Here is a 22,885-nt window from a genome sequence, read left to right as displayed (position 1 = left end):
TGGACTTTCGCCTTGTTCGCTGTTTCGCATCCTGACAGGCACGTTGGGAGCCTCAAATAGGGCCAGCGGGCAACCGTATTGCCCCAAAGGGCAAGCGACTCGATTTCTCGGTACCGCATGCGAGGCGTCGTAGCTTCGCGAAGTCTCGCGGGGCGACTCACTGCCACGTCTGCAGCCACTGAATTCCGAACGCACCGGGCGCCAGGATGCCAGTGGCCCACACCATCGCCGAGGCGATGTTGGCGATCTGGAATGTTGTGACGGACATGTCGCAGATGCCCGCTGCCAGCGGCACGGATGCGCGCAGGGGGCCGAAGAAGCGTCCGAAAAACACACCGGCTACTCCCCAGCGCTCGAAGAACCGATGCCCTCGCGGGATCAGGTCAGGACGGCGGGATAACGGCCAATAGTTGCCGACATCGCTCTTCAGTCGTGCGCCGATCCAGAAGGACAACCAGTCCCCCAGAAAGGCTCCGGCCGCAGCGGCACACCAGATCGGCCAGAACGAAATTCCGCTGCCCGCGATGAGAAAACCCACGCCAAACAGGATCACGGTCGCGGGCACCAGCAGGGAAATGAATGCCAGCGATTCCCCGAACGCGAGGACCAGCACGATCGGAACTGCCCATCCCTCATGTGCCCGAATGAAAGCGATGACGGCCTGAGTGATCTCGTCGAGATTCATTGGACAGTGTTCGGATTGCGTCGAGTCACCATCTGATCCTTGGGACATTGATGGCGGGGGACATTACCCGATCGGCACCAGCGCAACAACGCAGGTCTTCCCGCAGAGCGAACGGAGTCGGCCGACATGCGACCGCAGCTGATTACTTGCGCCAGAACGAGGGGGTCAGCAGCGCGATGAAACTCAGCATCTCCAGGCGGCCGAGCACCATGGCGAAGGTGCAGACCCACACCTGGAAATTCGTCAGGCCGCTGAAGTTGCCGGCCGGACCGACGGTGCCGAGCCCCGGGCCGGTGCAGTTCACGCTGGCAAGCACGGCGCTGAAGGCCGTGACCGGATCGAGATCGGTCAGCACCAGCAGCATGCTCAGCGAGATCGTGGTCACGCCGTAGACCAGCATGAAGGCCAGCACGGAGAAGATCACACGGTGGTCGACCACCATGTTGCCGAGCGTCACCGGCTGCACTGCGCGCGGATGCACGAGGCGCGTCATCTCGCGCCGCGCCTGCTTCACCAGGATGAGAACCCGCACCATCTTGATGCCGCAGCCGGCCGAGCCTGCGCTGGTCGCCACGCCCGAGAGCAGCAGCATGAAGAGCGGCGCGAACACCGGCCAGGCCAGGTAGTCGACGGTGGCAAACCCGGTCGTGCTGCCGACCGAGATGGTGTGGAACAAGCCGTAGCGCAGCGCATCCACCGGCCCGTAGACGCCTTTCACCCACAGCACGATCGCCACGATCAGGCCGCCGCCGATCAGCGCGGTGAGCGTGGCGCGCAACTCCGGGTCACGCCAGAAGCCACGCCAGTGACCCTTTCGCATCGCGACGAAGTACAGCGCGAAGTTGCAGCTCGCCGCGAGCATGAAGACCACTGCCACGCCTTCGAGCAGAGGCGACCCGAAGTGCGCGAAGCTCGCGTCGTGCGACGAGAGCCCGCCTAGGCTCACGGTGGTGAACATGTGCATCATCGCGTCCATGGCCGTCATGCCGCCGGCCCAGTACGCGAGAAAGCAGACCGTCGAGAAGGTCGCGTAGATGCCCCAGAGCCCCTTGGCGGTGTCCTTCACGCGCGGCGTGATCTTGCTGTCCTTGATGGGCCCGGCCACCTCGGCCTTGAAGAGCTGGCTGCCGCCCACGCCCAGCAGCGGCAGGATGGCCACCGCCAGCACCAGGATGCCCATGCCGCCAAGCCATTGCAGGAAGGTGCGCCAAACGTTGATCGACACGGGCAACTCGTCCAGCTTGACGAGCACCGTCGCGCCCGTGGTCGTGAGGCCCGACACCGCCTCGAAATACCCGTGCGTGAAGTTGACCGGCCGCCCGATGCTGTCGAGCGCCCACATCATGGGCAGTGTGGCGAACAGCGGCAGCAGCACCCACGTGAACGACACCAGGAAAATGCCGTGGCGCGCTTGCAGCTCGCGCTTGTAGCGGCGCAGGCCGCCCCACAGCGCGGCGCCGCAGACGAAGGAGATCCCGGCGGAGATGGCCCACACGTGGCGCAGGCCGTCGGCGTGCGTCTGCGAGATGACCCACGGTACGAACATGCCGAACGAAAAGAAGGTCAGGAGCGCGCCGAGCACGCGCAACACCGGAAAGAAGTCGCTCATGAACGAGGCCCGGGGGGTCAGAAGAAGGTGGCGCTCACGCGGAACAACTTTTCCACGTCGCGCACCAGGCGCTTGCGCGGCACGAAGATCACGACGTGGTCGTTGCTCTCGATCACGGTGTCGCCGCGCGCGATGATCACTTTCGCCGGTGTCGGCGGCGCCTCGCCTGCCGGGATCATGCCCTCGCCGATGTCCGGCAGCCCGCGCATGACCAGGCCGAACTGCGCGCCCTTGGGCAACTGGATCTCCGAGATCCTGCGTCCGACCACGCGCGATGTCTTGCGGTCGCCGCGCGCCACGATCTCCAGCGCCTCGGCCACGCCGCGGCGCAGGCTGTGCACCGCCTGCACGTCGCCCTGCCGCACATAGGCCAGCAGCTCGCCGAGCATGGTCTGCGCGGGCGACAGCGCAATGTCGATTTGCGTGCCGTGCATCAGGTCGGCGTAGCTGCGCCGGTTGATCAGCGCCAGCACGCGCGTCGCACCCAGGCGCTTGGCCAGCAGGCTGGCCATGATGTTGTCCTCGTCGTCGCTGGTGAGCGAGAGGAACAGGTCGATGTTCTCGATCCCCTCGTCTTCCAGCAAGTCTTCGTCGGTGCCGTCGCCGTGCAGCACCAGCACGTCGTGCGGAAGTTCGGAGGCGAGTTGCACGCAACGCGCGTGGTCGCGCTCCAGCACCTTGATCTGGTACTTGCGGCCGGTCTCGACGAGCTGCTTTGCGAGCCGCAGCCCCACGCGGCCGCCGCCCGCGATCATGATTCGTTCGACCTCGCGATGGTCGGCCTGGTCGTAGCGGTGCAGCGCCGATAGCACCGATTGCAGGTGCTCGCGCGCCGACAGCACGAAGACCTCGTCGCCGGGCTCGATGAGCGTCGGGCCTTCGCAGACGATGAATCGGTCGGGCTCGTTCTCGAGCCGGCGATAGATGCCGACGATGCGCATGTCGGCATCGGGTACGGTTTCGCGCAGTTCGGCGATGCTGTGACGCACCATCGGCGCGCCCGCCACCGCGCGCACCGACACCAGGCAGGCCAGCCCGTTGGCGAATTCGCGCACCTGCAGCGCCTCGGGGTACTCGACCAGCTTGCCGATGTAGCGGGTCAGCGATTCCTCCGGGCAGATCACGCAATCGACCGCAAAGCCTTCCTTGCCGAGGAGCGGGCTGTCTTCCTTGTAGGCGTTGGAACGCACTCGGGCGATGCGCGTCGGAATGCCGAACATCTGGTAGGCGACCTTGCAGCAGACCAGGTTCGTCTCGTCCTGCGCGGCGCAGGCGATCAGCATGTCGGCATCGCGCGCGCCGGCTTCGACCAGTACATCGGGCTCGATGCCGCTGCCCACCACACCACGCAGTTCGAAGCGTTCTTCGAGTTCTCGCAGGCGCGCGCCGTCGGTGTCGATGACGGTGATGTCGTTGCGCTCCGAGACGAGCGTGCCGGCCACGCTCTCGCCGATTCGGCCTGCGCCGAGGATGATGATTTTCAAGTGGTGTTCTCCGGGACGGTTTATACGCCCGAAGGGATCGGCATCAAGATGGAATTCAGGCTGCGCTCGGGTTGCCTGCGTCACGACGGGGGTCCACATCCGGCGCCAGCGTCGTTCGCTTCGCGTCCCGCATCAACCGCTCCGCCACCAGTTCCAGAAAGAAGAAGCCGAACTTGGGGTTCTGAAAGTACATCTGCCTGACCTCGTCGTAGGTCACCACCAGGAGCGATCCGGCCTGTTCGCATACGACGGTCTGAGTCCGTTGGTGCGCCCTGTTGATCAGTCCCAGCTCGCCGATGAGTTCTCCCGGTTCCAGGGCAACATCCGCTTCGAGCGCGCGAAAGCGCCCGCTGAGTACGAACAGGACCTCCGCAGCCGCGTCGCCCGCGCGAAAAAGCGTGTCCCCAGCCTGAACCGACTTGCGGCGGGAGAAGGGCTTGAGCCACTCCATCGAGAGTCGACTCGAAGTGATGAGCTTCATTTCACGGGTCAGCTGCTGCAACTGCCGAAGGCGCCACACGTTCAAGGGCAGCAGCGCCAGGTGGAGCAGCAGCACCGGATAGACGTGACCCAGGCCCCCATAGGTGATGAAGACCAGGTTCGACAGGATCCCTGCCATGCGCAGGTGCAGCATCGTCTTCATCGAGAAGGTGGTCAGCGTCATCAGCGCGCCGAGATACCCGAAGATTTCTGTCCATTGCATGCAGGACTCCGTGTGTCGATCAAGCCCGCCGCGGGGCTCGTACGGCGAACATTCTCACCGCGGGCTAGGGGTGCCAGGCGGACACCACCTTCGGCGTCTGCGGCGTCGAGCTTCCGGCGAGCGCGTAGGACAGTTGATTGGCGGCCTTGATAATCGTCTTCGCGTGCCGCAGCAACTTGTTCTTCGGCAAGCGATCGGCAGGCCCCGAGATGCACACCGAACCGAGCAGCCGCCAGTTCAGGCCGAAGACCGGCGCGGACACCGTCGCCACGCCCTCCTCTCTCTCGCCAATGGAGAAGTGGTAGCCGCGCTGCCTGATCTCTTCGTACAGGGCGCCAGGCTCGCCTGAAAAGGCGAGGATGACCCGGCCCGGCGAGCCCTTGTCGAGCGGAAGGGCCGAGCCCATTCGCGCATGGTGGCGGATGGGCTGCGGCCCCTCGACCCGCACGATGCACGTGCGGATGTTTCCTTCGCGCACATAGAAGGCCGCGCTCTCGCCGGTCGCCTGCGTCAGCTCACGCAGCATCGGCTCGACGACGTTGTTGACGTCGAAGGCTGCCTGATAGCGCGCTCCAAGCCAGCCAGCGGCCGGCCCCAGCCGCCATTCGCCATCCTCGCGCTGGACGACGTAGCCGCTGTGGGCCAGCGTTCGGAGAAGCCTCAAGGCCGTGGTCTTGTGCTGGCCGCTGCGGCGCGTCAGCTCCGCGAGGGAGAGGCGCTGGTCTTGCATGCCGAACGCCTCCAGCAACTGAAGAGCCCGTAAAACGGCAGTGACTCCTCCGGATTCCTGGCCCTCGGTCGCTACTTCCGCATCGACGGATCCGCTGGTTTTCTTCTCTTGGACATTGTTTCGCTGCATGGGTCATGGTCCGTCTGGTGCAACCCCATTGTACGTATCGGAACGCAAATCTACAGTCCGTCCATGCCTGAAGAGGCCCCGAACCAGATCACGAACCGGAGACAACCTTGCCTATCTCGAAGCTCGAACTTTCCCGCCGCGCCGCACTGCTCGTCGTCGCATCCTTCGCCAGTTGCGCTGCATTCGCGCAGGCCTATCCCTCGCGGCCGATCAAGCTCATCGTGCCCTTTCCGGCCGGCGGCGGCACCGACGCCATCGCCCGTGAAGTCGCGACCAAGGTCGCGACCCAGCAGGGCTGGACGCTGATCGTCGACAACAAGCCGGGTTCTGGCGGCAACCTTGGCGTCGATGCTGCCGCCAAGTCGGCGCCGGACGGATACACCATCGTGCTCGGGCAGACCAGCAACCTGGCCATCAATCCCACGCTGTACTCGAAGCTGCCCTACAGCCCGCAGAAGGATCTGGCGCCGGTCGGGCTGGTCGCCAGTTCGCCGTTGGTTCTCGTCGTCGCGGCAGACTCTCCCTACAAGACGCTGGCCGACGTCATTGCCGCCGGCAAGGCCAAGCCCGATGCAATCAACTACGCAAGCTCGGGCAGCGGCACGGTCGCCCACCTGGCGGTCGAGCAGTTCCAGAAGGTCGCGGGCGTGAAGTTCACGCATGTGCCCTACAAGGGAGCGGCGCAGGGCGCGACCGATCTGATCGGCGGGCAGATCCAGCTCTACATGTCATCGGTCCCGACCCTGATCGGCCACATCCGCAGCGGCAAGATGCGCGCGATCGCGGTCACGTCGGACAAGCGCGTCAACGACCTGCCCAATGTGCCCACCGTTGCGGAGTCCGGCTTCAAGGGCTTCGAGGCGGTGACCTGGTTCGGCATTGCCGGGCCAGCCTCCATGCCGAAGGACGCCGTGGCCAAGCTCAACGCTGCCTTCAACAAGGCTTTGCAGGACGCCGACGTGAGAAAGAAGCTCGAAGGCCAGGGCGCGGATGTGCTCGGCGGCACGCCCGAGCAATTCGGCAAGTTGATCCAGGACGACATCGTCCGCTGGGGGAAGGTCGTCAAGGACTCCGGCGCCAAGGTCGACTGACCTACCACTCCACCTGATCACCGGCGCGCCGGAAACCCAGTCGGCACCGCATGTGCGACCCGGCATGGCGCAGCCATGCCCTGCCCTTCATCTCCCTTTTGCCTCCCTTCATCGAAAGACCCATCATGAGCCACCCACTCCCCGAGATCATTCGCGACTTCGAGCGCGTTCCCGCCGACATCGTCAAGCAAGCCTCCGAATTCCAGCCGGCGATCCTTGCCGACGTGGCCGGCCGCCGCGGCGCGCTGCATGGCCGGATCAAGCCCCTGCGCAGCCGAATGAAGGTCGCCGGCCCGGCCCTGACCGTCGAGGTGCGGCCGGGTGACAACCTCATGATCCATGCAGCGATTGCGCTGGCGAAGCCTGGTGACGTCCTCGTCATCGATGGCAAGGCGGACCAGACCTCGGCCCTCATGGGCACCATCATGATGACCGCGTGCCGCCAGCGCGGCATAGCCGGCGTCGTCGTGGACGGCGCGGTGCGCGACAGCCTGGAGATCGACGAGATGGACTACCCGGTGTTTTCGGTCGGCACGAATCCGAACGGCCCGACCAAGAACATCGGTGGCCGCATCGGACATCCGGTGACCGTCGGCGGCGTGACGGTGCGCGCCGGGGACTTCGTCATCGGCGACGGCGACGGCGTGATGGTCGTCGAGCGCGAGAAGATCGAATCGCTGGTCGGCGCGGCGCGCAAGAAAGTGCAGGACGAAGCGAAGCGCATCGCAGCGATCAAGGAAGGCAACACCTCCGCCTCGTGGCTCGACGGCGCGCTGCGGGCCGCCGGCGTCCTCAAGGAAGGAGAGACGCTGTGAGCACCATTCTCGTCACCGGCGCGGACCTGGCGCCGCAAGCACTCGAACTCCTGCGAGGGCACGAGGTGATCTTCGCCGGCAAGACACCGAGCGAAGACGACGTGGTGGCGCTCTGCGCGCGGCACGATCCCGCCGCGATCATCGTTCGCTACAGCAAGGTCGGCGCGACGGCGATGGATGCGGCGCCCTCTCTGCGCGTGATCTCCAAGCACGGCAGCGGGACCGACACGATCGACAAGGCCGCAGCCGGAGAACGCGGCATCGAAGTCGTCGCCGCGGCTGGCGCCAATGCCGCGGCCGTCGCCGAGCAGGCGCTGGCGCTGATGCTCGCCTGCGCAAAGTCCGTCGTATCGCTCGATGAGCGCATGCACGGCGGACATTGGGACAAGGCCACGCACAAGAGCCTCGAACTGAATGGTCGCACCGTGGGGCTGGTCGGGCTGGGCGCGATCGGTCTGCGCTTTGCGCGGATGGCCAATGCCCTCGGCATGCGTGTGATCGGCTTCGATCCGTTTGCCAGGAACGTGCCCGACGGTCTGCAACTGGTCGACATGCCGACGATCTGGCGTGAAGCCGAGGTGATCTCCCTGCATTGCCCGCTGACCGAGGAAAACCGCAAGATGGTGAATGCGGAAACGCTGGCGAAGACTCGTCGCGGCGTGATCCTGATCAACACCGCGCGAGGTGGCCTGATCGACGAAGACGCACTCCTTGCCGCCGTGCGATCGGGCCAGGTGATGGCCGCGGGCCTGGACAGCTTTGCGGTCGAGCCGATGGTCGCCGGGCATCCCTTCCAGGGTGAAAAGGGATTCGTCCTGAGCCCGCACATCGGTGGCGTGACCAGCGACGCCTACGTGAACATGGGGGTTGCCGCAGCGAAGAACGCGCTGGAGGTCCTGGCGAAGCAGCGGGCGACCGCCTGACAGCCCTGTTCGCAATCCATCAGGAGACATTCAATGAGCATTTCAAGCAAGGCCATGCGGGTCGCGCTGTGTACGGTGGCGCTCTGTGCTGCCGGCGGTGCCGCCTTCGCGCAGGGTGACTACCCCTCGAAGCCGGTCCGCATCGTCGTGCCGTATCCGCCCGGAGGCGCGGTCGATCAGGTCACGCGTCGCATCGCGCAGAAGCTCACCGAACAGACCGGGCAGAGCTTCTTCGTGGAGAACAAGGCAGGCGCCACCGGCACGATCGGCGCGCAGCAGGTCGCCAAGGCCGCGCCGGACGGCTACACCTTGATGGCGAACGACACGACCTACTCGATCCTGCCGCACGTCTTCAGCAAGCTTCCGTTCGATCACGAGCGCGACCTGCTCCCGGTTGCCGCCTTCAACTTCGCCCCGATGGCCTTGGTGGTCGGCGCAGAGTCCCGCTTCAAGACTCTGTCGGACCTGCTCGGCTACGCCAGGGCGAACCCTGGCAAGCTCAACTACGGAACCGGCGGCGCCGGAACGACGCCGCACTTCTCTACCGAGGCCCTGGCCAGCGCAGCGAAGATCGATGTCACGCACGTTCCGTTCAAGGGCGCAGGCGAGGCCACGCTGGCCCTGCTGTCCGGCACCATCGATTTCCAGATCGCGTCGACACCCGGCGTGATGGGCCAGGTCAAGGGTGGCAAGGTGCGGCTGCTGGGCATCAGCGGCGACAAACGCCTGGCGGCATTGCCGAATGTTCCGACCTTCGCCGAGGCTGGCATCAAGGACTACAGCGTCATCAACTTCACGGGGCTCTGGGCACCCAAGGGAACGCCTGCGGCGGTGATGCAGCGCTTGCAGAAGGAAGTCGCAGCGGCCATGGCGAGCCCGGACGTGCAGAAGTTCTCCGCCGATCTCGGTTCGGTGCCTTCGGTGGTGTCGGGCGATGCCTTCACGAAGATGCTGCGCGACAACACGCAGTTGTGGAGCGCGGTGGCTGCAGCCGCCAAGGTCGAGAAACAATAGTCGGCCCTCTGATCCACCAGGAGATTCGCATGCTGCTGCAGCCGCCCGAAGTCCGCGATCTCGACGTCTTCACCCGCATGCCGGAGCGCTGGCGACGAACCGGCCAGCGCTCGGCATGGGCCGACGCGAACCGCGGCGGGGCACCCGTCGACAGCTTCCTCGAAGGACCGGTCTTCGACGCCGCCGGCAATCTGTACGTGACCGACATCCCGTGGGGACGCATCTTCCGCATCGACCCCGCTGGCCACTGGGAACTGGTCGCCGAGTTCGACGGCGAGCCCAACGGCATGAAGTTCGCCGACGAACGCACGCTCGTCATCACCGACTACAAGAACGGCCTGATGGCGCTCGACGTGGTCAGCGGCGTGGTCAAGCCCTACCTGGAGCGACGCAACAGCGAGCGCTTCAGGGGCTTGAACGACCTGATCTTCGATTCGCGCGGCAACCTCTACTTCACGGACCAGGGGCAGAGCGGAATGCACGAGCCTACGGGTCGTGTCTACCGGCTCGCTCCGGACGGCCGCCTCGACCTGCTGCTGCATAACGTCCCGAGCCCGAACGGCGTGGTGCTCTCGCCGGATGAACGCGTGCTTCATGTCGCCGCGACGCGGGGCAACTGCGTCTGGCGGGTGCCGCTGATGCAGGACGGCAGCGTGGCGAAGGTCGGTCAGTTCTTCACCTCCTACGGACCGAGCGGCCCCGACGGGCTTGCCATGGATGAAGAAGGTCGCCTGCTCGTGGCGAACCCCGGCCTCGGCTACGTGTGGGTGCTGAACCATCGCGCGGAGCCGGTGATCGTCCTGCGGAGCATCGAAGGCATGTCCCTGACCAATATGGCCTACGGGGGACCGGCACGCAAAGTGCTCCACTGCACCGAATCCGCGACCGGGACGATCCTGCGCACGACGCTGGAGGTGCCGGGCCTGAAGCTGCATTGACGGGGAGGCATGACACACTGCGCACCAACTTTCACGACTAGTACGACAGGCCCGTCATGCACCTGGTTCCCCACCCTGAACGAGCATCGCTTCACAACGAAGTTCACGCCCGCCCGCCCGAGGCCATGGCGGCGCCATTGGGGATTGCGCATCTGGTCATGCTCGCCGATTCAACGCAGCGGGTCGAGAGTCGCCATCACCTGGGCGTGCTCTTGCGCGATCATCATGTACCGCCACCTGACGAGCACACTTCCCATCTGCGCGTCGACCTGGGAGCCTTTCGGCTTCGGTGGGAATTGCACACGGAGTTCGTCACCTGGACATTCACGGTGCGCCTCAAGGACAACGAACTGGCGGCCAAGCAACTCGCCAACGCGATCGAGGCGGTGCCGCAAGAATGGCTGAGCGGTCTGCCCGGCCAATGCCTCAGCAGCATCAATATGTGGGTCCTTCCCGGGTCTCGAACCTCCGGAGACACCTGGCGCCAACAGGTTCTGAGAGAAGACGCCCTGTTGGGTTCGGCCGTGGCGAATTACCAGGCCGAAGTCTTTGCCGACTTCGTCATTCAGCCGAACGGCTCTTCTCGCTTCCTGGTGTATGCAGATGCGCTGCCGCCGCGCAGGTTGGGCAGGCTGGTGCAGCGCCTGCTGGAGATCGAGACCTACAGGATGGCCGCGATGCTGGGATTGCCGGCGGCGCGAAAGGCCGCCGCTGCCTTGTCGAGCGCCGAGGGCGATCTGGCAGAGATCGCGCTCGCCATCCGGAGCGCCGAGCGGCACGAGGAACCCAAGCTGCTCGATCGGCTTACCCGGCTGGCCGCACACGTGGAAAGCCAATACGCGGCGACACACTCCCGATTCTCGGCGAGCACGGCCTATTTCGAGCTGATGGATCAACGCATCACGCAGATCGACGAGGCACCACTGGAAGGCCTGCAGACCATCGGCGAATTCATCGAGCGGCGCCTGACGCCGGCGCGCAAGACCTGCGAGTGGGCGGCACGGCGCCAGGACGCGCTGTCAGGGCGCGTTTCCCGCGTGAGCAACCTCTTGCGCACAAGAGTCGAGATCGAACAACAGCAGAGCAGCCAGGCATTGCTGGAAGCGCTGAACAAGCGCCAGGATCTGCAGTTGAAGCTCCAGGCGACGGTCGAGGGCTTGTCGGTGGCCGCCATCACCTACTACATCGTCGGGCTGGTGAGCTATCTGGCCAAGGGTGCCCAAGGCATCGGCTGGCCGTTTTCTGTCGAATCCACCACCGCATTGGCAATTCCGCTGGTGGGAGCCAGCGTCTGGTTGTCGCTGCGGCGCTTGCATCGAAGCATGTTTTCGCACTGAGGCGTCTAGAGATCCGCGAGTATCCCGGTCGATGTGGCTTCCGCCGCGAGCTTGCCTTCGGGGTTGTAGAGCGCAGCCTCGAGAAAGGTCACGCGCTTGCCGCGCCGGATCACCCGCCCCTCGACCCAACCCTCGCCCGGGCCCACCTTCTCGTAGAAGCTGACCTTGATTTCCAGGCTGAAGACCGTCTGCGCATGCCCGGTGTCGTGAATCACCGCATGCGCCATCGCCGCGTCGAGCCAGGCCGTGATGAAGCCGCCCTGGGCGATCGTGCCGTTCGTGTGGCAATACTCGCGCCGTACCGTGAATGCGGCCTTGAGGGCCTTGCGGTCAGGGTCCCATCCGGTCACGTGGAAATTGCCCATCGATTCGCTCAGCGCTTGGCCCGAGCGGATTCGTGCGTCCAGGTCGTCGTTCATTGATCACTCTCGTTCATGAAAGGCTATGGCTCAGTCCCTCGTCGCCCGGAAAATCGCTTCGGCGAGTTGGGCCTGGTCGAAAGGCTTGGAGAGCCGCAACGTCAGCGGGCCCAGGTCGGCGGGCAGATCCGCATAGCCGGATGCGAGGATCAGCAACAAATCGGGCCGCTCGGCACGCAAGACCTCGAACAGCTGGGCTCCAGTCATGCCCGGCATCACCTGGTCGGAGATGACGATGCCGACGCCCGGCGTGCCCCGGACCAGTTCCAGTGCCTCCTTCGCACTGCCGGCACACAGCACCTTATGACCGAGGTCCTCCAGCATGGATGCCGTGCCCGCGAGCACCAGGGCGTCATCGTCGACGGCCACGACCAGGTGCGCGGCAACTCTCTCACGAGCTTCCGGCACAGGCGTCGGGGCGGGCGCCGGTGGGCTTGCCTCGGTCGAGACCGGCAACCAGAGCAAGGCGCGTGTCCCGGCGCCTTCGGAACTCTCCAGTACGAACTTGCCGCCTGATTGGATCGCCAGGCCGTGAACCATGGGCAGGCCCAGGCCCGTTCCCCTTCCGACGCCCTTGGTCGTGAAGAACGGCTCCATGGCTCGCGCGAGCGTCGCGGCATTCATCCCGCTGCCACTGTCGGCGAAAGAGAGGCGAAGGTACCCGCCTTTCGCGAGCTTGTCGGCCGGCGTGCCCTCGACCTCGCTCGCCTCGAAGGTGAGCGAGCCACCGTTGGGCATCGCGTCGCGCGCGTTCACGGCGAGATTCAGGATGGCCAGTTCGAGTTGGTTGTGATCCACCCTGACGGGGCTCAGGCCGGCCGGGAAATTCGCGTCAATGCGAATCGTCGGGCCCAGCGTGCGTTCGAGCATTTCCCGCATGCCGCTGATCAGCGAAGGAACATCGACATTCACGGGGCACAACTCCTGCCGGCGCGCGAACGCGAGCATCCGCTGCGTGAGCGACACCCCGCGCTTCGCTCCCTCAACCGCGTTGTCAAGGAGGCGGTGCAGCCGCTGGTCTTCCGGCAGGCCCCGGCGCAAGAGTTCCAGACTGGTGAGGACGACCATCAGCAGGTTGTTGAAGTCGTGGGCGACGCCGCCGGTGAGCTGCCCGATCGCGTCCAGTTTCTGGGACTGGAACAGTGCTTCCCTGGCCTGCTCGAGGGCGAGCTGCGCCTCGCGTTTTTCAGTGATGTCGCGGGTGACCTTGGCAAACCCGATGAGGACCCCCTTCGCGTCGAAGATGGGATCGATGACGACGTTGGCCCAGAACTCGGTGCCGTCCTTCCGCACCCGCCAGCCCTCTCCCTCGAAGCGGCCTTCGGCCGCAGCCGTCGCGAGCGCCTTGGCAGGAAGGCCGCGCTCCCGATCCTGCTGCCGGTAGAAGCGCGAGAAAGAGGTCCCCACGACCTCGTGCGGCGCATAACCCTTGGTTCGCTGCGCACCGGCGTTCCAGTTGGTGATGACGCCATCGACGTCGAGCATGTAGATCGCGTAGTCGGTCACGGCCTGCACCAGGAGCGTGAACTGCTCCTCGCTGCGGCGCAGGGCCTCTTCAGCGGCACGCCGCTCGGTGAGGTCGCGGGTCACCTTCGCAAAGCCCAGAAGCTCCCCGCCATGAGACACGATGGGATTCACCATGACCTGCGCCCAGAACCGCCCGCCGTCCTTCTTGCGGCGCCAGCCTTCCGCTTCGTAGCGTCCCTCCCGGGCAGCGGTGGCCAGGGCCCGCGTCGGCAGGCCGTCGCGAACGTCGTCGGGCTCGTAGAACACGGAAAAGTGCCGGCCTACGATCTCCCCTTCGGAGTAACCCTTGAGCCGCTGCGCACCTGGATTCCAGCTGACAACGAAGCCTTCGCTGTCGAGCATGTAGATGGCGTAGTCAGCGACCGCCTCCACAAGCAGACGGTATCGCTCTTCGGTGCTGAACCTGGTCGTGAGTGGCGAGGGGTGTTCCACTGGGTCGGGGTGTTCCTGGTGCGGAACATTATGAATCGCAGCAGGTGAAAAGCGACGAGGTGCAGTCCTACATCGGTGTCGCTCCGCGCGATTCAACTTCTGAGTCATGAAAGGGCGACGCACGTCGGAGCCCCTTTGGCCGAAATCAGTCGACCCAGGGTCCCCCCAGCATGGCTTGTATATACGCCGCGACTTTCACCAGGTCCTCGTCGGACATCGGGATCGGCGGGGCGTCCACAAGGTGCTCGGAGACCAGGTGCAGCTTGGCCGCGGCATTGGGCTGCTCCTGGAGCAGGACCGCGATCGCCGCAGTCTGGGCGACAGCTCGGAGCTCCAGCGAACGGAGGCGCGCGTTGACTTCTTCCAGTTCCATCGTTTCCCTTCCTGGACCGGAGTCCACGTTGAAGCATCTGGATTCTGCTTCGGAAAAGGGCCAGCCTAGTCCTTCGAGGTTGAACGGGGTGCCGGTCTCGGCTCGGCAACCAAGGTACCGTCCACGTCCTTCAGCAGGCGCTTGAACTCGGTCGAACCGGAGATGATCGTGCCCGCCGCAGCGCGCAGGCGATCGACTGCCTCGTCGGGCAGGACGAAGGTCGTCGGTTGCTGGTTGAGATAGGCCAGTTCCGCCTCGTCCTTCAGCGCGGCGAACGAGACGTCGATGGCATAGATCTCGGCGTCCGGCCCGCGTATCGCTGCCGCAAGCGCCGGGTCCTTGTTGTCCGCCATCGCCGGCGACTTGCGGATCTTGCCCATCGTGTTCCAACGTGCCGCCATGTCCCTGAGCAGTTCGACGGCTTCAAACGAATAGCGATCGATCGGAACGCCGCTCGACTTCAGCAGGATCTGCACGCTGCCGGGAGGCGACTCCGATTCGTCCCATTGGGTCGGCGGCACGGACAGCGAGTTGACGATGAAGACGACGATCCGCTTCGCACTGTCGAGTTGCGTCGGCATGCCGGCTTCCTGCATCGCCTCCAGGATCTCCAGCGAATCGAGCACGCCACGCATGCCCACGTTGTCCGACACGCCGCCGTCCACCAGATGGAGGTAGGGTCGCTTCTTGCTGTCTTCGAAGTCCCCGAGCGACCTCAGGGAGCGTATGGCCCGCGCAGCGGGCCGCGGCGGGTTGTCGGTGTCGGTAAAGCGCTTCACCCAGGCGGGAGGCGTCATGCTGCAGGTGCCGCCGTAGTTGTTGAGGGTGACCGGCGACAGGACCACCGGCACCGCCGACGAGGCGGCGGCGGCACGCGACAAGGGCACGGCGTTCAGATCTGAGCAAAGGACGTCGAACACGCCCTGCTGGAACACCACGCGGGCGCCGCTCGAAATGTCGGTCGCCGATGCGAGGATCAGCGGCCCCTTGCCGCGGTTCAGGTCGCCGAAGGTGGCGTTGTTGAAAAGAACCTCGTCGTAAAGCTGCGACGCCAGTTCGGAGCGCCCCCATCCCAACGACGACAGCTTGACCCAGTTGCCGGGGTTCAGCGAACGGGAAATGATCGCGCCCTGCACGTCGCGCTTGAGAAAGCGCTGCTCGTAGTCGTCGAACAGCTTGTCGCCGTAGAGGCCATAGGCCAGCGCGGTGAAGCTGCCGCCCGATACGCCGGTGATGATGTCCACCTGGTCGATCAGGCGGCCCCTGCCCTTCGGAGTGACGATCTCGGTGCGGCGCAGGTATTCGAGGACGCCGTATGAGAAAGCGGCGGCGCGAGTGCCGCCGCCGGAGAAGGCGAGGATGACCAGCGCGTCCTTGTCCTTGACCTCGGCCTGCCGCGTCTCGAAACGGTAACCGCTGCTCGGATTCGCCTGGCCGATCGGTGGGTTGATCGGGCGGGTAGCACACCCCCACAGCAGCAAGAGACAAGCGCCAAGGCACCTCAGGGCAATGCTCGATCGGGTCGTGGTCATGGCCGCTTCTCCTGGCCCTGCAGGGCCGATTCGATTTCAGTGCCAGGACCGAAGCCACCGCCGAGTGCCAGCAGGAGATTGACACGCTGCACGCGGCGTTCGGCCTGGACGCGCAGGAGTGTCGAACGCGCGGCGTACACACTCATCTCCTGCTGGGTCACGGTCCGCAGGTCGCGCGAGCCAATGCGGTAGCGGGAGTTCTCGATGTCGAGCACTTTCTGCGCATCCCTCGCTTGCGCATCGAGGATCGGCTCGCGCTCGCGCAGCGTGGCTTCCTCCGCCAGTGCCGTCTCGACTTCGTTGAAGGCCTTGAGCGCGGTCTGCGCCCAGGCGGCCACGGCCTGCTGCTGCTCGGCCTTGCGCGCCTCGACCTGCGCCAGCAGCGCGCCGCCGTGGAACAGCGGCGCGATCAGGCCCGCGCCGATGCTCGCGCTCGGGTTGTCGCGATCCTTCAGCACGAACATCTCGCTCGTGATCGACGAGATTCCCGCTGAGAGCGACACGCGTGGAAGCCGCGCGGCCTGCGCCTCCTGGGTGCGATCGAAAGCCGCCGCGACCCGGCGCTCGGCGGCGACGATGTCCGGCCGTCGTTCGAGCAGTTCGGACGGCACGCCCGCGCCGACCGGCATGTCGATGCGCGGCCACGAGGCAGCCGGTTTCACGTCCGCGCCCGGATAGCGGCCGAGCAGCAGTTCGAGCGAACGCAGCGACTTCGAGTAGGCCAGGTCGAGCTGCCGCTCCGCATCGACGAAGGTCTTCAGGTTCGCCTGCGCCTGCACGACATCGACCTCGCTCGACGCACCGATGCGCCAGCGCTGATCCGCGAGCTTGACCGACTGATTGCTGGTATCGATCATCTGGCGCGCGAGCTGGCGCTGCAGTGCCGCCTCGGTCGCGAGGAACCACGACTTCGCGACGAGCGCCGCGATCGATTGCCGCGCCGCCGCCAGGTCGGCCTGCGTCGATGCGTATTGGTCTTCGGCGGAACGCCGGGCGTAACGCACGCGGCCCCACAGGTCGATCTCCCATGAGGCCGAGATCACCCAGCCGTTGAGGCCCGAACCATCGCCGCCCATCTTGCCGCCGCGCCGGCCGATGACGTCGATGGCGGGCCATATCTGCGCGCCCGCGGCCTTGACACCCGCAGCTGCCTGCTCGACTCGCGCGGCCGATGCGCGAAGATCGTTGTTGTAGGCGAGCGCTTCAGCGACCAGCTGGTTGAGCACCGGGTCGCCGAAGCCTGCGATCCAGTCGTCACCAACGCTGCCGGGCGCCGCGCCGGCCTTCCATGCCGCCGGCGCCGGCGCGTTGGGCAGCGCCTCGCTCGCGAGCGAAGCGCGGTCCGGCGGGGACTTCAGCGCGCACCCCGCCGCGCCGAGTGCCGCAAGCGCGATCGTCGACCAGAAGCGGATGGAGTGCGTGCGCATGATCGACTCTCAATGCAGCTTGAGGATCAGCACGTCGAGCTTGGAGCCCACACGCAGGATGATCTTGCGAATGATGTGGATCAGCGCGAGATGCTGGGTGTAGATGGCGCCCTCGCCCATCGCGCCGGCCGCGAAGAATTCGTCCTGGTGCCGCGAGTCCACGTCGAGCCTGACGCCGAAACGCCCCGGCGGGATCGGCGCCATGCCGGTCGTGGGCAACTGGGTCGCATTCGCCAGTTGTCCCTGGCCTTGCGCCCAGATAATGGACTCGACCTTGGCCTTGAAGATCGTGCCCGGCCGCGTCTTCAATGTGAATTCCGCTTCGTCGCCCGGCGCGACCTGGTGCAGCTCGTTCTGCTGATAGAGCGCGATGACCTGGTACTCGTTCTCGACGAAGGTCATCACCGGTGTGACCGGGAACGCCGCGGTCATCGAGCCGACGCGCAATTGGAGGTTGATCGCATAGCCGTCGGAAGGCGCGATGATGGTGGTCTGCAACAACTCCCATCGCGAGTTCTCGAGCTGCGCCTTGATCTGCGCGATTTCCGCCTGATCGTCGTCAACGGTCGCCGACAGGGTGGCACGAACCTGCGCCTCACCGGCGATTGATGCCGCGAGCTGCGCCTGCAGTTCCGCGACGTTCGCTTGCGCCTGTTCGAGCGCAAAACGGTCACCTGCCCCTGTCGCGACCAGTTGGCGGTTCTGTTCGACCCTGCGGCGCGCGAGTTCGAGTTGCGCCCGTACCGCGCCCGATTTCGAAGTCGCCGCCGTCAGCTCTTCGCGCATCTTGCGCGTGCCGCCCTCAGCATTCGCGAGCTGCGCCTCGAGCGCCTTGACCTGCAACTGGTACGGCGTCGGATCGATCTTGAACAGCACGTCGCCACGCTTGATCAGCTTGTTCGGCTCGATCGGCACCTCGATCACGCGCCCTCTCACCTGGGGCACGATGTTCACCACGTACTTGAACACCCGCACGTCGGCAGTGGACGGCGCGAAGATGTTGAGCAGCAGGACCAGCATCGTCAGCGCGACCACCGGGATGGTGATGACGATCACCATCGAGATGGTGTTCCAGGGCAGCAATTTGAACTTGAAGAAGATCAGCCAGACGAAGAAGGCATAGATGCCGAGCAGGATCGCTTCCATTTACACGGCCCCCCCTTCCGGCGTTGCCACGGCCGCGCTCCGTCGCTCTCGCGCGGCCAGCACGCGCTCGCGAACCAGTTGGAGTTCGGGTGTCAGGCTGCCGCGCCGCCCGAGCATGTTGAGCTCATCGAGCAGATGGTCGAGGTGCTCGCTCTCCAGTTCGTCGCGATGGGCCTTCTCGCCGTGTTCGACGAAGAAGTCCTCATGCTTCTCGGTGCCGAAGGCCATCTTGTAGCCGATGGGCCGCGTATAGGCCCAGAGCCAGGCGAGCGGCCAGAGCAACCCACCGAAGACGAGGGACAGCAGGCACAAGGTGTGGATCGCGTCCTTTTGCGGATGATGGCGCTTCTCGGCGATCTTCTCGGGCAGCACATGCACGATCCAGAACAGCGCGATCGCCAGGCAGGGAACCAGAGCCAGCACGACCCAGGACATGACATCCGCCGCCGTATCGAGCGCATCGCCTTCCAGGAAGGATGCTTGTGCCCGCGAGGCCCACCCGCATGACAGCACTGCCGCTGTCCACAGGCAGGCGCGGAAACAACCGGCGCGCCACTTCGTCGAACGCTCACTAGGCTGAAGCATCTCTGATCTCCTCCTGATCGAAAACGAATGTAACGGCCGGGGCGCCTTTGCGCAAAGGATTTGATCAGCGCATCGTACGACCGACCGGGCCGAGGCGCCGGCTCGCCGCCTGGTAGGCGTCCTCCACCCACGCGCACAGCAGCGGCCGCGTCGTCTCAGGCTCGATGATGTCGAGCACGCCGAAGCGCTCGGCCGTGCGCATCGGCGACGAGATGGCGTGGTAGTGCGCTTCGAGTTCCAGCCGGTGCGCGACGGGGTCCTCGGCAGCAGCGATGTCCTTCTTGTACGCTGCGGCAACACCACCTTCGACCGGGATCGAACCCCAGCGGGCCGACGGCCAGGCGTAGCGATTGGGCAGTGCGGTTCCCGAGGGCCCGTGCCACGGGCTCAGCATCGCGCCGGCGAGACCCACGCAGCGCCGCAAGACGATCGCCAGCCACGGAACGCCCGACTGCTCGATGGCGTGCAAGGTCTGCATCGCGGCCGCGAGCGTGCCTTCGCGTTCCGCGTCGGGGCCGGTCATCACGCCCGGCTGGTCGGCCAGGTTGACGATAGGCAGGTGAAAGGTGTCGCACAGGTCGACGAAGCGTGCCATCTTCAGCGCCGCGGCACGCGTCAGCGCACCGCCCATCACCATCGGGTTGTTCGTCATCACGCCCACCGCATGGCCGTTCAGCCGGGCCAGGCAGGTGATGGTCGAGCCGCCGAAGTCCGGCGACAGTTCGAACACCGAGCCTTGGTCGAAGATCGCCTTCAGGATCTTGCGCGGCTGGAAGACCTTGCGCTTGTCGGCGGGGATCGCCTGGTTGAGCCACGGGTCGCAGCGATCGACCGGATCGTCGCAGGCCACACGCTGCGACTGTTCCCACACATTGCCCGGAAGATAGGAAAGAAAGCGACGCGTCGCCTGCAGCGCCTCTTCCTCGGTGTCGACAGCCAGTTGCACGGTGCCGCTGTAGCGATGCATCGCGTCATAGCCGCCGAGCGTTTCCTTGTCGACGTCGAGGCCCAGCGCCTGCTTCACGACGGGCGGGCCACCGGCGAAGATCTGGCTCTTGCCGCGAATCATGATGGCCAGGTGGGACGAAGCGACCCGCAACGCGCCCAGGCCGGCGCAGGCACCGAGCGCGATGCCGACCACGGGCACGGCGCCGAGCAGCTGCGTCATCGGCAGCATGGCGTAGCCAGGGATCTTGGTGTGGCCGAGCTTGTCGAGCAGCTTCACGCTGCCGCCGGCGCTGTCGACCATGCGCACGATCGGGAGCTTGTACTCGAAGGCGTAGCGGTCGGCAAAGATCCACTTCTCCGACACCGAGCCCTCCGACGAGCCGGCGCGGATCGTGAAGTCGTCGGACGAGACGACCGTCCGCCGTTCGGCGATCTTGCCGACGCCGACGACGGCATTGCTGGGCGTGAAGCTCTCGCGCTTGCGGTCCGCGCCGTACTTCACGGAACCCGCCAGCGTGCCGATCTCCTTGAAGCTGCCGGCGTCGAGCAGGTGATCGATGCGCTCGCGTGCCGTGAGCTTGCCCGCCGCATGGTGGCGCGCCACCTGCTCTTCGCCGCCCAGCTCGCGCGCGATGGCGCGGCGCTGCGCCAGCTCGTCGAGGTCTTCAGCCCATTCGCCCGCTGCGGGCTTCGTTGTCAGTGTCGTGTTCATTTGGAAGTTGCTCCTTGGGAATGGCGAGCCAGCCAGGCGTCGCGAAGGTCGTTCTTGGTCACCTTGCCGGCGTGGTTGCGCGGCAGCGCATCGACGAACTCGATGACGCGCGGTTTCTTGTAGCCGGCGATCTGCTCGGCGCAGTGCCGGGCGAGCGTGCCGGCGTCGCTCGTATCTCCGGGGCGGCGGACCACGAAGGCCGCGATCACCTCGCCCCACTCCGCATCGGGAAGGCCGAGCACCGCCACTTCGGCCACGGCCGGGTGGGTGTGCAGAGCGTCCTCGACCTCGCGGGCGTAGACGTTGAAGCCGCCGCTGATCATCATGTCCTTGTTGCGGCCGACGATGTAGAGAAAGCCTTCGTCGTCGAAGCGTCCGAGGTCGCCGCTGTAGTACCAGCCGTCGCGGATGGACTCGCGCTCCAGGTCGGGACGACGCCAGAAGGCCACTTCGCCGATGCCGCGATGCGCGATCGCGATCTCGCCGACCTCGCCTGCTTTCAGGGGATTGCCATGGGCGTCCCGCACGGTGATGTCGACGTTCATCGTCGGGCGGCCGCACGAAGCGATGCGCTCCGAGGGCCGGCCGTCCTGCAGATGATCGTGCGGATAGAGCACGCACAGGGGCTGGACGGCCTCGGTCATGCCGTACTGCTGGCGCAGGATCGGCCCGAGACGTTCCAGGGCCTCGTGCACCGTGCTCGTCGGTGTAGGCGCGGTGCCGTAGTGAACGCGATTCAGTGCGGACACATCCGCGTCGGGGTTTGCGGCCAGCACTTCGAGCAGGCGGGTCATCATGGTGGGGACCACCATCAGCTGCGTGATGCGATCGCTCGCAATCTGCGCAATCACCTGTTCGGCATCGAAGCGGTCGGCCACGATGTTGCGTGCCCCACGCAAGTAGCAAGGCATCAGATGCACGCCGGCGGCGTGGGTGAGCGGACCCACGTGAAGCATGGCGTCGTCGATGCCCAGGCCGTACTCCATCGCGCCGAAATGGTTCGCCAGACGTGCCTCGAAGCGCTCGATGCTGTAGGCCACGCCTTTGGGCTGGCCCGTGGTGCCCGAGGTGTAGGCGATGCGCAGCAGCAGATTCGCGGGCACCTTGAGCCACGGCGCCCCGTCCGAGGCGCGGGCCAGCAGCATGTCGTAGTCGAGTACGTTGGCGTCATGCCAGCCCACGCCGATCACGACGCGCAGCGAGGGCACCATCATCCGCACCTGCTGCACCGACTCGCGGAACTCGGCCCCGGCGATGAGCACCGACGCGCCCGCGTCATTGAGGATGCCGGCCTGCTCGCGCACCGTGTGGCGTGCGTTCAGGGCCACGTAGCCCTGCGCAGCCTTTTCGGCGCCGAACTGGGCCTCGATGCTCTCCACCGAGTTGTTGAGCAGCACCGCGAGCCGTTCGCCGGGCGTCAGGCCCAGGCCGATGAGCGTGTTGGCTAGCCGGTTGCTGCGGCGCTCGATGTGCGTGTAGCTGTAGCTGCGGTCGCGGAAGACAACGGCCGGTCGGTCGCGGAACTGCGCCGCCGCCCAGGACAGGGCGTGCCCTGCGATTCGTTCGGAACTCATGAGATTCAATCCTTTGTGCGGGTGGGAAGAGGCAGTGCCAGCTGCCGGATGGCTTCGCGCCGTAAGGCGTCGATGAGGTCTTCGACGGCGTCGGCCGCGGCGTTGGCATCGCCGGCCTTGAGCGCGCCCACCATGGCCCGCCAAGTGCGTGCCGATTCCTTGCGCCGGGCGGCGCTTGCCAATCCGAGCATCGAATAGCGCCGCGTCTGCCGCGCCAGGGATCCGACGATTTCCGCGAGCCGTTCATTGCGGGAAGCGTCGGCGAGCAGACGGCCGAGCCGGTTGCTGACAACGAGATAGGCTTCGGCACCGCCACCGCCTTGACCCACCGACTCGAGCTCGCACACGCCGGCGTCGATCGCGGCAATCAAGTCGTCGTTGTGAGGTGCCAGACGCCGGACCATCGCGCCGATCAGGTCGCGACGAATCTCGAACAGATCGCCCACTTCCTTGATGGTGAGCTGCGTGACGTGCGCTCCGCGATTCGGCTGGATGCGCACCACGGAATCTTTCTCCAGGATTCGCAACGCTTCTCGCACCGGGCCGCGGCTGACGTCGAGCTGCTCGGCAATCGTCTCTTCACGAATGCGATCGCCCGGCGCGTACTCGCCGCTCGCGATGGACGTGAAGATGCGCTCCGCGATCTGCTCGGCCAGCGACATCAACTGACGGCCCGCCGATCCGGCGCGCGTCGGCGTCGCTTCGGCTTCCGCGCCATACGTCGCGTGATCGTCCGCCACTGACTTCTTCAT

At 65.7% G+C, this 22,885-nt stretch carries 21 protein-coding genes; 6 read left to right on the top strand and 15 right to left on the bottom strand.

Annotation, left to right across the window (positions count from 1 at the left end):
• Nucleotides 1–157: 157 nt before the first annotated feature.
• The 5 genes from QTI04_RS21195 to QTI04_RS21175 all read right to left on the bottom strand — a co-directional run bounded on the left by QTI04_RS21195 (nucleotide 158) and on the right by QTI04_RS21175 (nucleotide 5,340).
• On the bottom strand, nucleotides 158–685 hold the full coding sequence (locus QTI04_RS21195) for a DedA family protein (protein ID WP_286598147.1): 528 nt from the start codon (nucleotides 683–685) through the stop codon (nucleotides 158–160).
• Between the two features lie 142 nt (nucleotides 686–827).
• The gene (locus QTI04_RS21190) at nucleotides 828–2,294 is read right to left on the bottom strand and encodes a TrkH family potassium uptake protein (protein ID WP_286617469.1); all 1,467 of its coding nucleotides are present in this window, start codon (nucleotides 2,292–2,294) and stop codon (nucleotides 828–830) included.
• Nucleotides 2,295–2,311: 17 nt separating this feature from the next.
• Nucleotides 2,312–3,778, bottom strand: a complete 1,467-nt coding sequence (gene trkA / locus QTI04_RS21185) for a Trk system potassium transporter TrkA (RefSeq protein WP_286598143.1) — start codon at nucleotides 3,776–3,778, stop codon at nucleotides 2,312–2,314.
• A 55-nt stretch (nucleotides 3,779–3,833) separates the two neighbouring features.
• Nucleotides 3,834–4,481, bottom strand: coding sequence for a Crp/Fnr family transcriptional regulator (locus QTI04_RS21180; RefSeq protein ID WP_286617468.1), 648 nt, complete (start codon nucleotides 4,479–4,481; stop codon nucleotides 3,834–3,836).
• A 64-nt stretch (nucleotides 4,482–4,545) separates the two neighbouring features.
• On the bottom strand, nucleotides 4,546–5,340 hold the full coding sequence (locus tag QTI04_RS21175; RefSeq protein WP_286617466.1) for an IclR family transcriptional regulator: 795 nt from the start codon (nucleotides 5,338–5,340) through the stop codon (nucleotides 4,546–4,548).
• A gap of 146 nt (nucleotides 5,341–5,486) precedes the next feature.
• Between QTI04_RS21175 and QTI04_RS21170 the strand changes: the two genes are divergently transcribed.
• From QTI04_RS21170 to QTI04_RS21145, 6 genes are all read left to right on the top strand, one after another.
• Entirely contained in the window at nucleotides 5,487–6,431 is a 945-nt protein-coding gene (locus QTI04_RS21170; RefSeq protein WP_286617608.1) for a tripartite tricarboxylate transporter substrate binding protein, read from the top strand.
• 125 nt (nucleotides 6,432–6,556) lie between these two features.
• Nucleotides 6,557–7,246, top strand: coding sequence for an RraA family protein (locus QTI04_RS21165; RefSeq protein ID WP_286598138.1), 690 nt, complete (start codon nucleotides 6,557–6,559; stop codon nucleotides 7,244–7,246).
• Nucleotides 7,243–8,169, top strand: a complete 927-nt coding sequence (locus QTI04_RS21160) for an NAD(P)-dependent oxidoreductase (RefSeq protein WP_286617463.1) — start codon at nucleotides 7,243–7,245, stop codon at nucleotides 8,167–8,169. Before QTI04_RS21165 ends, QTI04_RS21160 begins: the two co-directional genes overlap by 4 nt.
• 33 nt (nucleotides 8,170–8,202) lie before the next feature.
• Nucleotides 8,203–9,183 (top strand): tripartite tricarboxylate transporter substrate binding protein, encoded by a 981-nt coding sequence (locus QTI04_RS21155; RefSeq protein ID WP_286598136.1) that lies wholly within the window; start codon nucleotides 8,203–8,205, stop codon nucleotides 9,181–9,183.
• Between the two features lie 29 nt (nucleotides 9,184–9,212).
• Nucleotides 9,213–10,121 (top strand): SMP-30/gluconolactonase/LRE family protein, encoded by a 909-nt coding sequence (locus tag QTI04_RS21150; RefSeq protein WP_286598135.1) that lies wholly within the window; start codon nucleotides 9,213–9,215, stop codon nucleotides 10,119–10,121.
• A 56-nt stretch (nucleotides 10,122–10,177) separates the two neighbouring features.
• A complete protein-coding gene (locus QTI04_RS21145) occupies nucleotides 10,178–11,458 on the top strand; it encodes a DUF3422 family protein (protein ID WP_286617462.1) in 1,281 nt (426 codons plus the stop codon).
• Nucleotides 11,459–11,463: 5 nt separating this feature from the next.
• Here the strand turns inward: QTI04_RS21145 and QTI04_RS21140 are convergent, their stop codons facing one another.
• The 10 genes from QTI04_RS21140 to QTI04_RS21095 form a co-directional block, all read right to left on the bottom strand.
• A complete protein-coding gene (locus QTI04_RS21140) occupies nucleotides 11,464–11,877 on the bottom strand; it encodes a PaaI family thioesterase (RefSeq protein ID WP_286617460.1) in 414 nt (137 codons plus the stop codon).
• Between the two features lie 30 nt (nucleotides 11,878–11,907).
• Nucleotides 11,908–13,944: a PAS domain-containing sensor histidine kinase gene (locus QTI04_RS21135; protein WP_286617458.1), complete on the bottom strand. Its 2,037-nt coding sequence runs from the start codon at nucleotides 13,942–13,944 to the stop codon at nucleotides 11,908–11,910.
• A 37-nt stretch (nucleotides 13,945–13,981) separates the two neighbouring features.
• Nucleotides 13,982–14,209: a hypothetical protein gene (locus QTI04_RS21130; RefSeq protein ID WP_286598128.1), complete on the bottom strand. Its 228-nt coding sequence runs from the start codon at nucleotides 14,207–14,209 to the stop codon at nucleotides 13,982–13,984.
• 65 nt (nucleotides 14,210–14,274) lie between these two features.
• Nucleotides 14,275–15,741, bottom strand: coding sequence for a patatin-like phospholipase family protein (locus QTI04_RS21125; protein ID WP_286617455.1), 1,467 nt, complete (start codon nucleotides 15,739–15,741; stop codon nucleotides 14,275–14,277).
• Entirely contained in the window at nucleotides 15,738–17,168 is a 1,431-nt protein-coding gene (locus QTI04_RS21120; RefSeq protein ID WP_286617454.1) for a TolC family protein, read from the bottom strand. The genes QTI04_RS21125 and QTI04_RS21120 overlap by 4 nt, the downstream gene beginning before the upstream one ends.
• Before the next feature lie 9 nt (nucleotides 17,169–17,177).
• On the bottom strand, nucleotides 17,178–18,314 hold the full coding sequence (locus QTI04_RS21115; RefSeq protein ID WP_286617452.1) for an HlyD family secretion protein: 1,137 nt from the start codon (nucleotides 18,312–18,314) through the stop codon (nucleotides 17,178–17,180).
• A complete protein-coding gene (locus QTI04_RS21110; RefSeq protein WP_286617451.1) occupies nucleotides 18,315–18,899 on the bottom strand; it encodes a DUF3302 domain-containing protein in 585 nt (194 codons plus the stop codon).
• A 64-nt stretch (nucleotides 18,900–18,963) separates the two neighbouring features.
• A complete protein-coding gene (locus QTI04_RS21105; protein ID WP_286617449.1) occupies nucleotides 18,964–20,559 on the bottom strand; it encodes an acyl-CoA carboxylase subunit beta in 1,596 nt (531 codons plus the stop codon).
• Nucleotides 20,556–22,133, bottom strand: a complete 1,578-nt coding sequence (locus tag QTI04_RS21100) for a class I adenylate-forming enzyme family protein (RefSeq protein ID WP_286617447.1) — start codon at nucleotides 22,131–22,133, stop codon at nucleotides 20,556–20,558. Before QTI04_RS21100 ends, QTI04_RS21105 begins: the two co-directional genes overlap by 4 nt.
• Before the next feature lie 5 nt (nucleotides 22,134–22,138).
• Entirely contained in the window at nucleotides 22,139–22,885 is a 747-nt protein-coding gene (locus QTI04_RS21095) for a GntR family transcriptional regulator (protein WP_286617446.1), read from the bottom strand.

This window comes from Variovorax sp. J22R115, from assembly GCF_030317005.1.
In the GTDB taxonomy this organism is placed as follows: Bacteria; Pseudomonadota; Gammaproteobacteria; order Burkholderiales; family Burkholderiaceae_C; genus Variovorax.
Note: the sequence above shows the minus strand (reverse complement) of the source record. Positions and strands in the feature narration are given on the sequence as shown.

Excerpts from the sequence above, each read along its gene's own strand:
- QTI04_RS21195 (WP_286598147.1), bottom strand. The coding sequence starts at position 685 with ATGAATCTCGACGAGATCACTCAGGCCGTCATCGCTTTCATTCGGGCA.
- QTI04_RS21190 (WP_286617469.1), bottom strand. The coding sequence starts at position 2,294 with ATGAGCGACTTCTTTCCGGTGTTGCGCGTGCTCGGCGCGCTCCTGACC.
- QTI04_RS21180 (WP_286617468.1), bottom strand. The coding sequence starts at position 4,481 with ATGCAATGGACAGAAATCTTCGGGTATCTCGGCGCGCTGATGACGCTG.
- QTI04_RS21175 (WP_286617466.1), bottom strand. The coding sequence starts at position 5,340 with ATGCAGCGAAACAATGTCCAAGAGAAGAAAACCAGCGGATCCGTCGAT.
- QTI04_RS21165 (WP_286598138.1), top strand. The coding sequence starts at position 6,557 with ATGAGCCACCCACTCCCCGAGATCATTCGCGACTTCGAGCGCGTTCCC.
- QTI04_RS21155 (WP_286598136.1), top strand. The coding sequence starts at position 8,203 with ATGAGCATTTCAAGCAAGGCCATGCGGGTCGCGCTGTGTACGGTGGCG.
- QTI04_RS21150 (WP_286598135.1), top strand. The coding sequence starts at position 9,213 with ATGCTGCTGCAGCCGCCCGAAGTCCGCGATCTCGACGTCTTCACCCGC.
- QTI04_RS21145 (WP_286617462.1), top strand. The coding sequence starts at position 10,178 with ATGCACCTGGTTCCCCACCCTGAACGAGCATCGCTTCACAACGAAGTT.
- QTI04_RS21140 (WP_286617460.1), bottom strand. The coding sequence starts at position 11,877 with ATGAACGACGACCTGGACGCACGAATCCGCTCGGGCCAAGCGCTGAGC.
- QTI04_RS21135 (WP_286617458.1), bottom strand. The coding sequence starts at position 13,944 with ATGACTCAGAAGTTGAATCGCGCGGAGCGACACCGATGTAGGACTGCA.
- QTI04_RS21130 (WP_286598128.1), bottom strand. The coding sequence starts at position 14,209 with ATGGAACTGGAAGAAGTCAACGCGCGCCTCCGTTCGCTGGAGCTCCGA.
- QTI04_RS21125 (WP_286617455.1), bottom strand. The coding sequence starts at position 15,741 with ATGACCACGACCCGATCGAGCATTGCCCTGAGGTGCCTTGGCGCTTGT.
- QTI04_RS21120 (WP_286617454.1), bottom strand. The coding sequence starts at position 17,168 with ATGCGCACGCACTCCATCCGCTTCTGGTCGACGATCGCGCTTGCGGCA.
- QTI04_RS21115 (WP_286617452.1), bottom strand. The coding sequence starts at position 18,314 with ATGGAAGCGATCCTGCTCGGCATCTATGCCTTCTTCGTCTGGCTGATC.
- QTI04_RS21110 (WP_286617451.1), bottom strand. The coding sequence starts at position 18,899 with ATGCTTCAGCCTAGTGAGCGTTCGACGAAGTGGCGCGCCGGTTGTTTC.
- QTI04_RS21105 (WP_286617449.1), bottom strand. The coding sequence starts at position 20,559 with ATGAACACGACACTGACAACGAAGCCCGCAGCGGGCGAATGGGCTGAA.
- QTI04_RS21100 (WP_286617447.1), bottom strand. The coding sequence starts at position 22,133 with ATGAGTTCCGAACGAATCGCAGGGCACGCCCTGTCCTGGGCGGCGGCG.
- QTI04_RS21095 (WP_286617446.1), bottom strand. The coding sequence starts at position 22,885 with ATGAAGAAGTCAGTGGCGGACGATCACGCGACGTATGGCGCGGAAGCC.